Annotated in this window: 15 protein-coding genes; 8 read left to right on the top strand and 7 right to left on the bottom strand. The window is 54.9% G+C overall.

All coding sequences use genetic code 11. The features are described 5' to 3' along the window. Positions 1 to 5: 5 nt before the first annotated feature. Positions 6 to 1,340 carry an ATP-binding protein gene (locus JF44_RS0107400; RefSeq protein ID WP_033068326.1) on the top strand — a complete coding sequence of 445 codons (1,335 nt, stop codon included), beginning with the start codon at positions 6 to 8 and terminating at the stop codon, positions 1,338 to 1,340. Positions 1,341 to 1,419: 79 nt separating this feature from the next. Here JF44_RS0107400 and JF44_RS0107395 read toward each other — a convergent pair whose 3' ends face one another. Next, positions 1,420 to 2,115 (bottom strand): nitroreductase family protein, encoded by a 696-nt coding sequence (locus JF44_RS0107395; RefSeq protein ID WP_052065568.1) that lies wholly within the window; start codon positions 2,113 to 2,115, stop codon positions 1,420 to 1,422. A gap of 434 nt (positions 2,116 to 2,549) precedes the next feature. Between JF44_RS0107395 and JF44_RS0107390 the strand changes: the two genes are divergently transcribed. Beyond that, positions 2,550 to 3,326, top strand: coding sequence for a ferredoxin--NADP reductase (locus tag JF44_RS0107390; protein WP_033068325.1), 777 nt, complete (start codon positions 2,550 to 2,552; stop codon positions 3,324 to 3,326). Between the two features lie 75 nt (positions 3,327 to 3,401). On the opposite strand, the gene JF44_RS0107385 is transcribed toward JF44_RS0107390, so the two are convergent. The 6 genes from JF44_RS0107385 to JF44_RS0107360 form a co-directional block, all read right to left on the bottom strand. Further along, positions 3,402 to 3,749 carry a tRNA-binding protein gene (locus JF44_RS0107385; protein WP_033068324.1) on the bottom strand — a complete coding sequence of 116 codons (348 nt, stop codon included), beginning with the start codon at positions 3,747 to 3,749 and terminating at the stop codon, positions 3,402 to 3,404. Positions 3,750 to 3,942: 193 nt separating this feature from the next. After that, positions 3,943 to 4,395 carry a phasin family protein gene (locus JF44_RS0107380; protein ID WP_033068323.1) on the bottom strand — a complete coding sequence of 151 codons (453 nt, stop codon included), beginning with the start codon at positions 4,393 to 4,395 and terminating at the stop codon, positions 3,943 to 3,945. Positions 4,396 to 4,604: 209 nt separating this feature from the next. After that, positions 4,605 to 5,321 carry a TetR family transcriptional regulator gene (locus JF44_RS0107375; protein ID WP_033068322.1) on the bottom strand — a complete coding sequence of 239 codons (717 nt, stop codon included), beginning with the start codon at positions 5,319 to 5,321 and terminating at the stop codon, positions 4,605 to 4,607. Between the two features lie 37 nt (positions 5,322 to 5,358). Beyond that, complete coding sequence (gene proC, locus JF44_RS0107370) at positions 5,359 to 6,174, bottom strand: pyrroline-5-carboxylate reductase (RefSeq protein WP_033068321.1); 816 nt, start codon at positions 6,172 to 6,174, stop codon at positions 5,359 to 5,361. 448 nt (positions 6,175 to 6,622) lie between these two features. Then, positions 6,623 to 7,129: a type III secretion system chaperone family protein gene (locus tag JF44_RS0107365; RefSeq protein ID WP_052065566.1), complete on the bottom strand. Its 507-nt coding sequence runs from the start codon at positions 7,127 to 7,129 to the stop codon at positions 6,623 to 6,625. Between the two features lie 168 nt (positions 7,130 to 7,297). Then, the gene (locus JF44_RS0107360) at positions 7,298 to 7,636 is read right to left on the bottom strand and encodes an accessory factor UbiK family protein (protein WP_033068320.1); all 339 of its coding nucleotides are present in this window, start codon (positions 7,634 to 7,636) and stop codon (positions 7,298 to 7,300) included. 203 nt (positions 7,637 to 7,839) lie between these two features. On the opposite strand from JF44_RS0107360, the gene rfaD reads away from it, so the two are divergent. The 6 genes from rfaD (at position 7,840) to JF44_RS0107330 (ending at position 14,212) form a co-directional block, all read left to right on the top strand. Beyond that, a complete protein-coding gene (rfaD, locus tag JF44_RS0107355; RefSeq protein ID WP_033068319.1) occupies positions 7,840 to 8,826 on the top strand; it encodes an ADP-glyceromanno-heptose 6-epimerase in 987 nt (328 codons plus the stop codon). A gap of 147 nt (positions 8,827 to 8,973) precedes the next feature. Further along, positions 8,974 to 9,807 carry a prolipoprotein diacylglyceryl transferase gene (gene lgt / locus JF44_RS0107350; RefSeq protein ID WP_033068318.1) on the top strand — a complete coding sequence of 278 codons (834 nt, stop codon included), beginning with the start codon at positions 8,974 to 8,976 and terminating at the stop codon, positions 9,805 to 9,807. Continuing rightward, the gene (locus JF44_RS0107345) at positions 9,804 to 10,937 is read left to right on the top strand and encodes a class I SAM-dependent methyltransferase (protein WP_052065564.1); all 1,134 of its coding nucleotides are present in this window, start codon (positions 9,804 to 9,806) and stop codon (positions 10,935 to 10,937) included. The genes lgt and JF44_RS0107345 overlap by 4 nt, the downstream gene beginning before the upstream one ends. A gap of 65 nt (positions 10,938 to 11,002) precedes the next feature. After that, the gene (gene pgeF, locus JF44_RS0107340; protein WP_081944364.1) at positions 11,003 to 11,851 is read left to right on the top strand and encodes a peptidoglycan editing factor PgeF; all 849 of its coding nucleotides are present in this window, start codon (positions 11,003 to 11,005) and stop codon (positions 11,849 to 11,851) included. Between the two features lie 97 nt (positions 11,852 to 11,948). Beyond that, on the top strand, positions 11,949 to 12,962 hold the full coding sequence (locus JF44_RS0107335) for a hypothetical protein (protein WP_033068317.1): 1,014 nt from the start codon (positions 11,949 to 11,951) through the stop codon (positions 12,960 to 12,962). Positions 12,963 to 13,279: 317 nt separating this feature from the next. Continuing rightward, on the top strand, positions 13,280 to 14,212 hold the full coding sequence (locus JF44_RS0107330; RefSeq protein WP_033068316.1) for a ribose-phosphate pyrophosphokinase: 933 nt from the start codon (positions 13,280 to 13,282) through the stop codon (positions 14,210 to 14,212). The last annotated feature ends 82 nt before the right edge of the window (positions 14,213 to 14,294 follow it).

Raw genomic sequence — 14,294 nt, 5'->3', positions numbered from 1 at the left:
GCAACGTGGGTAGCGAACAAAACGGATGGTTCAAGAAACTGATGCCGACGGGGCTTTTGGGCCGGTCGCTTCTGATTCTGATGACGCCGATGCTGCTGTTGCAGATCGTCACTGTCCTGATCTTCTTTGAACGTCACTGGGATACGGTGGCCCGGCAACTCAGCCGCGGACTGGCAGGGGATGTGGCCTTTGTCATCGATTATCTTGAGCAATATCCCAACGAAACAGATTATAGCTGGCTGCAGAATTCGGCACGGACCCGACTGCAGCTTGATATCGTTTATGAACCGGATGCCATTCTTGAGCGTCAGATCACCGAACCCCCGTTTGGTCTGGTGTCCGAAGAACTGTTTGTCGCGCTTGATGAACGCCTGGAGCGCCCGTTCTTCTTTGATCTGGGGCTTGATGATCGTCAGCTTGAAATTCGCGTGCAGCTCAAACAGGGCGTGATTTCCATGATCGCGCCGCGCAAGCGTCTTTATAATTCGACGACATACATCTTCTTTATGTGGATCGCCGGGTCGGCCCTGATTCTGTATGGCGTTGCCGTGATCTTTATGCGCAATCAGGTGCGCCCGATCAGGCGTCTTGCCAAGGCAGCCGATCAGTTCGGACGCGGAGTGGATGTTGAAAGCTTTAAGCCCGAAGGGGCTGCTGAGGTGCGCATGGCGGCCACATCGTTCCTGTCGATGCGTGATCGCATCGGGCGGCATCTTTCGCAACGTACTGCATTGCTGGCCGGGGTATCGCACGATTTGCGAACACCTTTGACGCGCATGAAGCTTGAATTGGCGATGCAGCAATCATCGCCGGGCGTCGATGCCTTAAAGCAGGATGTGATTGATATGGAACGCATGGTGGATGCCTATCTGGCATTCGCACGCGGTGAAGAAGGCGAAAAAGCCGTTCCGACCGACATCGGCAAGCTGCTGACCGATCAGGTCGGCGAAGCCTTGCGCGACGGCCAGCAGATTGATCTTCATATTGAAGACAGTCTTGAAATGGAACTGCGCGCCCAATCGTTGCGGCGCTGCATTTCAAACATCATGTCCAACGCCGGGCGCTATGCCAATAATCTGTCGGTGCGTGCAGGGCGTCGGGAACAGGATTACGAGATCGTCTTTGATGATGATGGGCCGGGCATTCCTGCCGACAAACGCGAAGAAGTCTTCAAGCCGTTTTTCCGCCTTGAAGAGTCACGCAATCAGGCGACCGGCGGTGTCGGGCTTGGCATGACGATTGCGCGTGACTCAGCGCGCGGTCATGGTGGGGATGTCTTGCTTGAAGATGCGCCGGGCGGTGGGCTTCGTGTGCGTCTGGTTTTGCCGATCGGGCATTAAGCCAAGCCAACCTGATCCGAAAAATGAAAAGGCCCCGCAATTTGCAGGGCCTTTTTCGATAGAGCAAAGTGATCTTGGCTTAGAAAAACGTCGCGATTTCTGACAGGTCCTTTTTCTCGGTCGCGTGGGCCGGGATGGTGGCATCCGGGGCCGGGTAGCCGGTCACCAGCAGGATATAGGGCTTGTTATGATCCGGGCGGCCACACAGGTCGGTCAGGAAGCTCATGGGGTTTGGTGTATGGGTCAGGGTTGCCAGACCGGCACGGTGCAGGGCGGCTATCAGAAAGCCCGTCGCGATCGAGACGGATTCGGGCACGTAATAGTTCTTGCGCAGCTTGCCGTCGGCCGATGTGCTTTTGCGTTCGCCAAAAATACAGATTAGCCAAGGTGCTGTTTCGAGAAACGGTTTGCTGTCATCAGTACCAAGCGGTTTTAAGGCTTCGAGCCATTCTTCACCGGCCCGGCCTTCGTAAAAGGCGCGTTCTTCTTCTTCTGCTGCCTGACGGATTTTGGTTTTCATCGCCGGGTCGCTGATTGCAGAAAAATGCCATGGTTGATGGTTTGCGCCGTTCGGGGCCGTGCCAGCCGCGCGAATGCAGGTTTCGATGATGTCGCGTGGCACCGGACGGTCAGAGAAATCACGGACGGTATGACGTGTTTTGATGTCATCGTAAAAGGCCTGTGCGCGGGCGCGCATTTCCGCCACGGGATGTTCCTGATAGTGGGGCAGAGGAATGGGCTGGAAATCGGTGGTCAGTTGTTTGGGCGAGGACATGGCGTTTCCTGATGTCTGGTTTTTTGTCGTTGTCCGGCGATCTTAAGAGGCAGGCAGATGTCCAGCAAGGAAGAAAGCCCGATAAAAGCACGCCACATCAAACGCTTTGCTGGAGTGCAACCTGCTGCATATCAGCGCATTGAGATGTGTCATTGTTTGAATGTGGTCTGGGCTGTATCAAGGGTGTGGCCCGGTTCGATCAGCTGTGAGTATTGCGTTTGGCGATTTTGGCATATGCTTTATTTCACACAAAAATTACATAAAATTATGTAATTAACACAAATTGACAATAAATTTTGATTGTTTCCTTGCGATATACGTCAGGTTGATGTTAAATCGCGACAACTTGGCATGGAATGCGTGCCGGGATATATACTCCGTGTTTCCCGCCACGGTTCCACACACAGACAGACGAAACGGATTGATGTAGCGTTATGGCCAGCAATTTAAATGAAGAAACCGTCACCTATGTTCATCATTGGACTGACACCCTCTTCACGTTCAAAACCACCCGTGATCCGGGCTTCCGATTCATCAATGGTCAGTTTGCGATGATCGGCCTCGAAGTTGAAGGCAAGCCGCTTTTGCGCGCCTATTCGATGGTCAGTGCAAACTATGACGAAGAACTTGAATTCTTCTCGATCAAGGTGCCGAACGGTCCGCTGACATCACGTTTGCAGCACATCGAAGTTGGTGACAAGATTTTGGTCGGGCGCAAGCCGACAGGTACGCTGATCCATGACAACCTGCTGCCGGGCAAGAACCTGTGGCTGCTGTCGACCGGTACCGGCCTTGCCCCGTTCATGAGCGTGATTCGCGATTACGAGACCTATGAGCGTTATGACAAGGTCATTCTTGTTCATGGCTGCCGCGAAGTGCGTGAGTTGGCCTATCAGGAATTCATTCACAGCGAATTGCCCAACAACGAATTCTTTGGCGAGGATGTGCAGAACAAGCTTCTGTATTATCCGACCGTGACCCGTGAGGAATTCAAAAATCAGGGCCGCATCACGGAGCTGATGAAGTCGGGCAAGCTGTATTCCGATCTTGGTTTGCCTGAACCCAGTCTTGAGAATGACCGGTTCATGCTGTGCGGCAACCCGGAGATGATTGCCGATACCCGCCAGTTCCTGATCGACTGGGGTGGCAAGGAAGGCAATATGAACGAGCCGGGTCACTTCGTGATCGAAAAGGCGTTCGTCGAGAAATAATCACCGACGTAAAGACATCCGAAAGGGGCGCAGTTCACCGACTGCGCCCCTTTTTTGTTTCGGGCAGCAGGCTGATCAGAACAGGCGCGACCCGTTGGGGACGTCCTGATCGGGTTTGATCAGAACGATGCCCTTGTCGTCATCTGCATCGGGAAAACCAAGGCACAGGAATTCGGACATAAACGGGCCGACCTGTTTTTTGGGGAAATTCACGACACCGGCGACCTGACGACCGATCAGTTTTTCAGGTGTGTAATGCTTGGTGATCTGGGCCGAGGTTTTCCGGGTGCCGATATCCGGTCCGAAATCGACCCAGAGTTTGAGCGCAGGGCGCCGGGCTTCGGGGAATTCCCGGGCATCAATCACGGTGCCGACGCGGATATCGACCTTTAGAAAATCATCAAAACTGATTTCGTCACTCATGAAGCTGTCTCCTTGTTATGAGCGCAGCTTAGTAAGATCACATCCCCCTGATAAGCCCAAAGCAACCTGGGTATGTGAATTTCGGAGTTTGAGCAAAATCAGGGACAGGCCACAGGGAAATACGCAAAAGAAAATGGCAGGACCAAAAGGCCCTGCCATCAAGTAGATCACGGGAATTTAACAGCCAAAGCTGTTACTTCGCGGCTGCGCTCTTTTCGATCACAGCTTTGAATTCGTCGAGCGATTCGGTAAAGCGAGTCTGCAGAAGCGAAAGTGCTTCTTCCTGGGACTTGCTTACCAGACCTGACAGTTCCTTGGCGTTTGCAAGAGCTTCTTCATAAGCAGCTTTTGCAGCTTCGGTCTGTTTTGCAGCCGAAGCCATCGGGTCGTCAGCAGAAGTAGCAGTGAAATCTTTGCCCTGGGTCTGAACTTTATCCAGCAGCGTTTTGAAGATTTCACTCTGGCGCTGAGCGACAGCCTGGAAACCGTCGAAGGCAACCTTGTTGGCTTTGGTGAGGGCTTCCACGTTTTTACGCTGGAAGGCCATCATTTCGTTCACGTCAACACCCGGAATTTTGAAGTCCGCAGTGTACTTGGTGAAGTCGAGATCAAAGAACGGGTTGGTTGTCTTTTTTGCGGCGGTCATGGTTTGCACTCCATTGATTGCAACAGATATGGAATGAGGCGCTATTGTGCGCCGCACAAATTCAACTGCAATATGCCGGAATGAATGCCTGTCGTCAAGTATTATTTTGCACTGCACAAAAACTTCTGGGTTAATGTTTTGTGTCGAAAACATAACCTTGGGTGTGCAAGGCAATTTTGTCGGTTAGATCAGTGTAATAGGTCCTGAGCCTAGCGATCAGCCGCACCCGTGGCCCCATGTTCGGCTGTGTTATCCATGGGGGTATCGTGATCGTGTTTTGGCGATTTTTTCATCGAAAAATCGCGGCACCGATCCGTTATTTTCCCGCAAATGCGCGATGCCCGGCCAAATCCCTTTTCAACCTGACGGTCCCAATTGGCGGCCTGTGACAATTCGCGGTCCAGATAGGCCATGGTTGGGGCAAAGTCGCTGCTGTCGTCATCCAGCCAATGACGGAAGGTTTTGGCATAGATCGCTGTCATCCCGGCAACCCGCATGCTGCCATGCAGGCCCGAGGTGCGAAAACCGGCCGCCTCAAGCATCCAGCGCATCGCCCCGAAATAGCTTTTGATCGCGCGCAGGGAATCGGTTGGTCCCATATCCCCCCGTGCGGCAATGATCGAACGAAGCGCAGGGCGATATTCCAAAAGCATGTCGAACCGGGCCATGATCACGGCAATCAGGCGATCATGGCCGGGTTCGTTGAAGTCTTCGGTATCAAGATCATCCAGAACTGCGCGGTCGACCCGTTTGACGAACTGGCGCAGAAGGTCTGCCTTGCCATTGCAATGATCATAGCAATCGGCAACCGAGACACCGGCAGCCTGGGCGATATCGATCATGGTGACGTCAGGCCAATTCCGTTCTGCGGCCAGTTTCAGGGCAGCATCAATCAGAAGATTGGAAATATCCTTTTTGGTTGGCATGACGTCCTCCTTGAGATGTTGGTACGTTTGTTCCGGCCTAGCCTGCCAGTTCCCTGGAGCGATTTCGTGCGGCTTCGACCGCGCGGGTCATGAGTTCGGGCAGACCATTTTTCTGATCCATCAGAACATCAAGGGCGGCTGCGGTTGTGCCGCCCGGACTTGTGACATTTTCACGCAGGGTGGCGGCGGTTTCTTCGCTGGCATCAAGCAGGAAGCCTGCACCAACAACGGTCTGGCGTGCAAGGATCATTGCCTGATCGGCAGGAAGACCGGCGGCTTCACCCGCCTGGGCCATGGCCTCGACCAGATGGAAGATATAGGCAGGACCGCTGCCAGACAGGCCGGTGACAGCATCCATCAGGCTTTCGTCTTCGACCCAGGACACCATGCCGACGGTCTTAAGCAGGGTTTCGCACATTTCGCGCTGGGCGATGCTGACATTTTCGGTCGGGCACATCACGGTCATGCCGCGTGAGACGGCGGCTGGTGTATTTGGCATGGACCGCACAATGCGCGCCGTGTCGCCAAGGTGGCTTGTGAAGAAGTCGATGGTTTTGCCCGCAGCAACTGACAGGAACACGGTTTCGGCGCGCACCATCGGTTTATAGGCGTCAATCAGGTCGGGCAGGACCTGTGGCTTGACGGCAAACAGGACAACCTGCGGAATGAAGTCTTCGCGTATGTGATCAATATCGGGAACGCCATTGATACCGTATTTCGCTTCAAGCTTTTCAGCGGTTTCGGCTTGTTCGACGATAAAGACGTTCGATGCTTCAAGCCCACGGGCCAGCCACCCTTCGAGCATGGCACTGCCCATCTTGCCACAGCCAACCAGCAAAAGACGCGTATTCATAAAATCTGCTCCGCTTTAACCATCGGGTTTTGTTGATCATGGGGTGATCAACATTCTTGATGCAATGCCGTAGCGATCTTCTCAAGGTGGGTCAAGTCAGCTCAGAGGGCAAGGGGGCGCTGCGTGCCCCGCGCCATGCCGGCCGATTTCGGTGCGTAAGGAAGCTTTGCCTGAGAAGGGCGGGGTTTGCCGGATTTTGTTTTGTTCACGCATCGACCACGCCCCGATTTGAGGCGTTTGTTTGGTTTTACCCTGCTGCAGGGAATGGCGAAAAAAAGTGTCCAGATACATCAAGGCCAAACACATCAAGGCCAGATACGACAAGGCCAGATACGACGAGGGACGGCAATCAAGCCGTCCTATGTCCTGAGCCTAAGAAGGTATTTGTGGCTTTTGCGCCCCAGCGTGACATTTGGCGTGAAGCCGGGCCTGTCTTTATGTTTGTTTTCTATGCTTGTCCGGCGGGTTCAAGCATAGAATGCATCAGGGCTTCGTCCGGGGATTTCCCCTGCCCAAGGACAAAGTTAAAGGCCGGGAAGAAGCGTTCACATTCCGAAAGCGCGATTTCGATCAGTTCTTCGAACTGTTCGACCATGGGCGGGACATCGCCACCAAACAAAAGCGTATGGCGAAACAGCGGCATGTTTTCTTCAAGCCACAGGCCAAAGTGCCCGATCCAGAGTTGCTCGTTGCATTTGGCAACCAGCTCGTAGATGCGCGGGCGGATGGGTTCGGGAACGAACAGGTCAAAGCAGCAGGCGATGTGCAGTGCTTCTGCATCGTCACGCCAGGTGAAATAGACCAGATACGTGCACCAGTGGGCCGGAATTTCTACCACCACCTCGTCAGAGCTGCGGCGTTCCAGATGCCATTGGTTGGTGCGGGCGATATCTTCAACAAGCAGCAACGGATTTTCGTCGCCGATGTCGCCGATATCTTCCAATTGGTCGTTCATTTATACCTAGCCTGTTCAAGCATATGCGAAAGGGCGCGCACTATATGCCGGTGCACGCATTGTTTCAACCGTTCGGGGGCGCAGGGCAGCAATGAATTTCACATTGCCAGCCCAATGCCGGTCCAATGCCCTTGGTCTATTTTTATTATGTGGGGATTAATCCACCGATCAGGTGTCTTTTTTTGCCGCCGTTTTCTCAGCCGTTTTCGGGGCTGCTTTGGCCGTGCTGCGTTTTGCAGCCGGTTTTTTCGGTGCTTCGGCGGCGGCAACGCGTTTTTCAAGATCGGCGATCTTGGCTTCGAGCGCGTCAATGCGTTCAGCGGCACTGATCGCAACATCATGGACGACGTCGTATTCTTCGCGGGTCACCAGATCCATATTCATCAGAATTTTTTCAAATTGCTGGCGGATCATGGCATCCACCTCGCCTTTGACGCCGGTCATGGTGCCCAATGCGGAATTGGTGACACGGGTCAGGTCGTCGAGAATGCGGTTGTTGATCTGCATATAATGGTCTCCGGCTTTCTGGAATCTATTGTTGGCCATAATATGGGCGTTTATCGTTATAGAGCAAGCGGTGCGTCACATGGCGGGATGACGATATCGTTATTTTGGTTTGCTTTTCTTGCCCCGGATCAGGGGCGGCCCTATAAAGTCATCAGAACAGAAGATCAGGGGCCCAGGACAATCGGGGCCCGTCAGGAGAATGCATGCTTATCGTCACCGGTGGTGCCGGATTTATCGGTTCCAATATTGTCGCCGCCCTTGAAGAGCGCGGCGAAACCGACATTGTTGTCGTCGATCGCCTGCGCGATGGCATCAAGTGGAAAAACATTGCCAAGCGGAACCTGCGCGACATTGTTCATCCCGATGAGCTGCCTGCATTCCTTGAGCAGCATTCCGGTGATGTCGAGGCGATTTTCCACATGGGCGCAATTTCTGCGACCACGGAAACCGATGCCGACAAGATTGTTGCCAATAACCTGAAACTGACCACATGGCTTTGGGAATGGTGTTCGCGCCATTCGGCACGTTTGATTTATGCATCCTCGGCGGCGACATACGGGGATGGCAAACAGGGCTTTGATGACAGTTTCAATGAAGCTGACATGGCAAAGCTTGCGCCGCTAAATGCTTATGGCTGGTCTAAGCATGCCACAGATCGCCGGTTCCGCCGTATTCTTGATCAGAACGGGTTCCGTCCGAAACAATATGCGGGATTGAAGTTCTTTAACGTCTATGGCCCGAATGAATATCACAAGGGCGGCATGCGTTCGGTGGTCTCCCAGCTTTTTGACAAGCTTTCAGCCGGGGAAACCGCAACGCTGTTTAAATCGCATCACCCTGATTACGAAGATGGCGGCCAGTTACGTGATTTTGTCTGGGTTGGCGATGTGGTCGATATCATCATGTGGCTCTATGACAACCCGGACGTCAGCGACCTGTTTAACATTGGCACGGGCAAGGCGCGCAGCTTCAAGGACCTTGCGCTTGCCGTGTTCGAGGCGATGGGCAAGACGCCCGATATCAAGTTTGTGCCGACCCCGGAAGCCATCCGCGACAAATATCAGTATTTCACCGAAGCGAACATGAGCAAGCTGCGCGCAGCAGGTTATGGGGCAGAGATGACGTCGCTTGAAGAAGGGGTGCGGCGCTATGTTCAGGATTACCTCGCGACCGAGGATGCGTTTCGCTAAGGGCATTGCATGTGGGCAGGTTGCCATGATGCTGCCGCGATCCTTTGCGAATTGGTCCTCTGCGAATTTGGCCTGTGCCGACTGAACCTTTCAGAACTGTATTTGGTCCAACCATTTAAACCGTCCAGGTGAACCGGAGTTTCCCCGATGCTGAGCATTGCCTTCCCGGCGATAGACCCGATTGCGATTTCCATCGGCCCGATTGCCATCCGCTGGTATGCGCTGGCCTATATCGCAGGCTTGCTACTGGGGTGGAAATACGTCGTCTATTACTGCACCAAAACGCCCAACATCATGAGCAAACGTGATGTCGATGATTTGCTGTTTTGGGCAACATTGGGGGTGATCCTTGGCGGGCGGCTTGGCTATATCCTGTTTTACAATCTGGATTACTACCTCGATAACCCGGTCAATATCCTTAAGGTCTGGCAGGGGGGCATGGCGTTCCATGGCGGGTTCATGGGGGTTATTCTGGCAATTATCCTGTTTGCCAGAAAACGCGGAATTTCAGCCATGGCAGTCCTGGATGCGGTGGCGGTGGCCGCCCCGATCGGCTTGTTCTTTGGCCGGATTGCCAATTTCATCAATGGCGAACTTTACGGGCGCGCGACCGATGTGGCATGGGGTGTTGTCTTCCCCAACGGCGGACCGGTGCCGCGCCATCCAAGCCAGCTTTATGAAGCGGTTCTTGAAGGGCTGATCCTGTTTGTTGTGCTGTTTGTTCTGTCGCGCAAGGCGTTCGTGCGCCATCACCCGGGGATCCTTGGTGGTATCTTTGTCGGCGGATATGGCATTTCGCGGATCATTGTTGAATTCTTCCGCGAGCCCGATCAACAGCTTGGCTTCCTTGTCGGCGGTGCGACGATGGGGCAGCTTTTGTCCATTCCGATGGTGCTGGTCGGGGTTGGCTGCATTGTCTATGCGGTTAAATCCAAACCGATTGAAACCCGTGTTCACCCCAAAGAAACCGAGGCCGCGTGACTACGACGCCTGAAACCGATAGCCCCTTGCTTGCCCATATCAAGCGCCGGATCGCCGTTTCCGGGCCGATCAGTATTGCCGATTTCATGACCGAGGCGCTGGCCCATCCCGAACACGGCTATTACCGCAAGCAGGACCCGTTTGGTCGGGCCGGTGATTTCATCACGGCCCCGGAAGTCAGCCAGATGTTTGGCGAACTGATCGGACTTTGGGCCGCCGTCACCTGGCAGCAAATGGGCAGTCCGCCCAAAATCGATCTGATCGAATTGGGTCCGGGGCGCGGCACCTTGATGTCTGATGCCTTGCGCGCGGTGCGCAATGTGCCGGGCATTGGCGATGCCCTGACGGTGCGCTTTGTTGAAACCAGCCCGGTTTTGCGCACCCATCAGCAAACGTCGATCATGGCCTATGGCATTCCGGCCACCTGGCACGAAGCCTTTGACGACATTCCGACGCGCAGCGGTGTTCCGGCAATTGTTATTGGTAACGAGTTCTTTGACGCCCTGCCGATCCGCCAGTTCGAACGCGGTGAGAAAGGCTGGGCAGAGCGACTTGTTGGTGTTGATGCCAACAGCGGCGAACTTGGGTTTGTCCGTGGGCGCGAAACACCGGTGACCGATGCGCTGATCCCGGCAACCTTGCGCGCGACAGCGAAAAAAGGTGACATCTTTGAAAGCTGTGCGCCGGCGATTGCCATTGCCGATCAGATTGCACGACGTTTGAATGAAACCGGCGGCGGCGCCCTGTTTATTGATTACGGCCATCCGGGCAGTGCCTTTGGCGATACGTTACAAGCGCTTAAAGGCCATCAATATCATCCTGTATTGTCAGAACCGGGGGATGCCGATTTGACCGCCCATGTCGATTTCGCCGCCCTGTCGCGGACGATGATCGAGGCCGGGGCACGCACCGGGGCGGTGCTGACGCAAGGTACTTTCCTGCGAATGTTGGGGATTGAACAACGTGCAGAGCTTTTGAAAACCAGTGCGGATGACGATCAGAAAACCGCGATTGATCAGGCGCTGTCGCGGTTGATTGATGCCGATCAGATGGGAACGCTTTTTAAAGTTCTGATCGGCTATGGTCGCGATACCACACCGCCGCCTTGCGTCAGTGGTGTGGCAGGTTAGGGTGGTTTTGCCCCTGAAATGATCGCACCTGAAATCAAAGCGCCCTTGGGTTGGAGCACAGCAGCATGACACAGCCGACTACCCAAACGACCCCGGATGCCCCCGTTACCAGCGGGATCGAGCGCCGTAAAAACGGTCTGACATGGTTTGAAGCTGAAAGCCTGTCAGACGCGCAAGGCGTGCGTCACGGTTTCTTGAGCCGCAAGGGCGGGGTCAGTGATGGTATCCATGGCGGGCTGAACGTCGGTTTCGGGTCTGATGATGACGCGGACCGGGTTGCGGAAAACCGCGCACGCGCCGCATCAGCTTTTGACACCAGTGCCGATCGCCTGACCACGGTTTATCAGGTGCACGGGATTGATGTTGCGGTGCTTGATAAACCGCTATCGCGTGATGAGGCCCCCAAAGCCGATGCCATGGTGACGGACAGGCCAAACGTCATGTTGGGAATTCTGACGGCGGATTGCACGCCGGTTCTGTTTCATGATCCGGTGGCAGGCGTCATCGGGGCCTGCCATTCCGGATGGCGAGGATCATACGCCGGGATTTCAGCAAGCACCGTCGATGCGATGGTGCAACTTGGGGCCAGACGCGAAAATATTTGCGGGGCTGTTGGGCCGTGCATCGCACGGGCGTCTTATGAAGTGGATGGCACGTTTCGCGACACGATCCTGAAGGGTCCGGAAGGGGCAGAGGACCTGTTTGATCCATCCGCCCGTGACGGGCATTTTATGTTTGATCTGCCGGAATATGTCCGACGCCGGACCATTGCGACCGGAATTGCATCGGTCGAGTTGGTGGCGCGTGATACGCTGGCCGAGGAAGATTTGTTTTATAGTTACCGTCGCACCACGCTTCGCAAGGAGCCGGATTACGGACGGCAACTTTCCGCGATCATGCTGACAGAGGCGTAAGGGGGAAACGCCATGCCGCATTTGATTATGCTTTTTTTCTTTATGATCATCGCAACCATGGTGGGTTGCGTTTTGATGTGACGATGTAAGTACCCTGATGACGTCTTTCCTGCGTTCGATTGTTTTCTTGATTTTGCTGGTCGCCCCCCTTGCTGCCTGCGGCGACTTGCCGCGCCCGTTTGAGGGGGCCGGTCGTGCGGGTGATCCGTCCTTGTTGGAGTTGCGCGATACCGGCACGGTGCGTGTAGAGGGGACGGAAGATTTGCCCGACGGGGCGTCGACCCATTTGGCGCGGGCGATGGCACGTGCGCTTCGGCTGCGTGACATTGCGGCCTATAGCGATAGCGACATCGGCGGGAATTACATCCTCAGACCCAATGTGGAGGCCAATCTGTCCGATGGTGGTGCGGCACTTGATATAACCTGGGTTCTGATGCGCCCCGACGGGCTTGCGATTGATACCGCACGTTCGCAGGGTGAACTTGCCGCCGATCACTGGTTTGCCGATGCCCCCAACGGGCCAGAGGAAGACAATCTCGCCATTCCGCAAGAACTGGTCGAAAAGGTGCGCAAGCTTGACGGCACCGCCGACGATCCGCTGGCGCAGACCTATGAAGGGTTGGTAGCAGAACCGGCCGACGAAATTGCCTTTATTATTACCGGGGACCGGTCGGCATTGCGTGCGGCACCGGTGATGAAAATCGCGCTGATTGATTTTGCCGGGGCACCGGGCGATGGCAATACCGCGCTTTCGCGATCTGCTGGTGCGCTGCTGCGATCAAAGGGTATTGCCGTTGATAATCGTGATATCGACGAAAACAGTGTGATCCTGTCGGCGACAATTGATGTCAGCCCGGTGACAGAGGAAACCACCACGCCGCTTGATCGCGTTGCCGTTGAGTGGATCATCATGGAAGTTGACGGCACGGAGCTTGGGCGGATGAACCAGAACAATGTCGTGCCGCGTGGTCAGCTTGATGAACGATGGGGGGCGGTCGCATCCCTTGCAGCCCAGGCAGCAGTGGAAACCCTTGAAGGGGTTCTTGGGCAAATTGCCACAAGCAAGAAGCTGCAATTGCGTGCCGACAAAAAAACGGCTGCGGCGCGCTAGAATTTCTTCTAATGCCCGCTCGACGGGCCGGATCGGCGGATCATGCATGACTGCCTTGTCGTTATTCGCCATTGGCCCCATTTACAGACTGTTAACGGCTGGTTATAAAGCCGCCGCGATCTGCCGTTATGCAGAGTCGCCGAAATTTGGTCTTTGAGTGTCGTGAACATGTCGTCGAACCGGTGGGAATTTCCCAATTTCCGGGCCGTTTGGGGGCAAGGGCAAGCGGGGGCTGATTGCGGCTGGTCTGCGATAGGTGGAGTCGCGAAAATTATTTAGTTTTCGCTTTCCCGGCACCCATTAACCGAGGCCCCGCTATGAAGATCCTCGCTGGTAACAGTAACCGCCCGTTGGCTGAGGCAATTGCTGACCATCTTAATCTGCCGCTTACCCGTGCAGACGTTAAGCGTTTCTCTGATGAGGAAATCTGGTGCGAAATTCAGGAAAACGTCCGCGGTGAGGACGTTTTTGTCATTCAGAGCACCTCTTATCCCGCCAACGACAACCTGATGGAACTTCTGGTGATGCTTGATGCGTTGCGCCGTGGTTCAGCACGCCGCATCACCGCAGTGATGCCGTACTTCGGGTATGCCCGTCAGGATCGTAAATCCGGTCCCCGTACCCCGATCTCGGCCAAGCTGGTCGCCAACCTGATTACGGTTGCCGGTGCGGACCGCGTTCTGACCATGGACCTTCACGCCGGTCAGATTCAGGGCTTCTTCGACATTCCGCTTGATAACCTGTTTGCATCGCCGGTCCTGACCAGCGACATCCGCAACAAGTTTGAAGGCCAGAAACTGGTGATCGTCAGCCCGGATGTTGGCGGCGTGGCCCGTGCGCGTTCGGTTGCAAAACGTCTGGACGCCGAACTGGCGATCATTGACAAACGCCGACCGCAAGCCGGTGTGTCCGAAGTCATGAACGTGATTGGTGACGTCAAGGATGCGGCCTGCATTCTGGTTGATGACATCGTTGATTCAGCAGGCACGCTTTGCAATGCGGCCGGTGCGTTGAAAGAACGTGGTGCATCGTCGGTTGCGGCCTATGTTTCGCATGGTGTTCTGTCGGGTCCGGCGGTTGAACGTATTGCCGGTTCGCCAATGACCGAGGTCGTTACCAGTGACTCGATCAAGGCATCCGATGCCGTGCGTGACTGCAAGAAAATCAGACAGCTTCCGATTGCGCCGCTGATGGCAGAAGCCATTCGTCGTATCTCGGAAGAAAAATCTGTTTCCGTTCTTTTCGATTGAGGGTATAAGGCCCTCGCCGTGGTGGCACCCCTGGAGGCCACCACGCTTGTTTTCGTAGGCTTTCAGCGGTGATTTACACCAA

The sequence above is a fragment of the Thalassospira australica genome (assembly GCF_000763295.1).
Lineage (GTDB): Bacteria > Pseudomonadota > Alphaproteobacteria > Rhodospirillales > Thalassospiraceae > Thalassospira > Thalassospira australica.
Note: the sequence above shows the minus strand (reverse complement) of the source record. Positions and strands in the feature narration are given on the sequence as shown.

Coding starts and splice junctions, on each gene's coding strand:
- JF44_RS0107395 (WP_052065568.1), bottom strand. CDS start 2,115: ATGTCCTCGCCCAAACAACTGACCACCGATTTCCAGCCCATTCCTCTG.
- JF44_RS0107390 (WP_033068325.1), top strand. CDS start 2,550: ATGGCCAGCAATTTAAATGAAGAAACCGTCACCTATGTTCATCATTGG.
- JF44_RS0107385 (WP_033068324.1), bottom strand. CDS start 3,749: ATGAGTGACGAAATCAGTTTTGATGATTTTCTAAAGGTCGATATCCGC.
- JF44_RS0107380 (WP_033068323.1), bottom strand. CDS start 4,395: ATGACCGCCGCAAAAAAGACAACCAACCCGTTCTTTGATCTCGACTTC.
- JF44_RS0107375 (WP_033068322.1), bottom strand. CDS start 5,321: ATGCCAACCAAAAAGGATATTTCCAATCTTCTGATTGATGCTGCCCTG.
- proC (WP_033068321.1), bottom strand. CDS start 6,174: ATGAATACGCGTCTTTTGCTGGTTGGCTGTGGCAAGATGGGCAGTGCC.
- JF44_RS0107365 (WP_052065566.1), bottom strand. CDS start 7,129: ATGAACGACCAATTGGAAGATATCGGCGACATCGGCGACGAAAATCCG.
- JF44_RS0107360 (WP_033068320.1), bottom strand. CDS start 7,636: ATGCAGATCAACAACCGCATTCTCGACGACCTGACCCGTGTCACCAAT.
- rfaD (WP_033068319.1), top strand. CDS start 7,840: ATGCTTATCGTCACCGGTGGTGCCGGATTTATCGGTTCCAATATTGTC.
- lgt (WP_033068318.1), top strand. CDS start 8,974: ATGCTGAGCATTGCCTTCCCGGCGATAGACCCGATTGCGATTTCCATC.
- pgeF (WP_081944364.1), top strand. CDS start 11,003: ATGACACAGCCGACTACCCAAACGACCCCGGATGCCCCCGTTACCAGC.
- JF44_RS0107335 (WP_033068317.1), top strand. CDS start 11,949: ATGACGTCTTTCCTGCGTTCGATTGTTTTCTTGATTTTGCTGGTCGCC.
- JF44_RS0107330 (WP_033068316.1), top strand. CDS start 13,280: ATGAAGATCCTCGCTGGTAACAGTAACCGCCCGTTGGCTGAGGCAATT.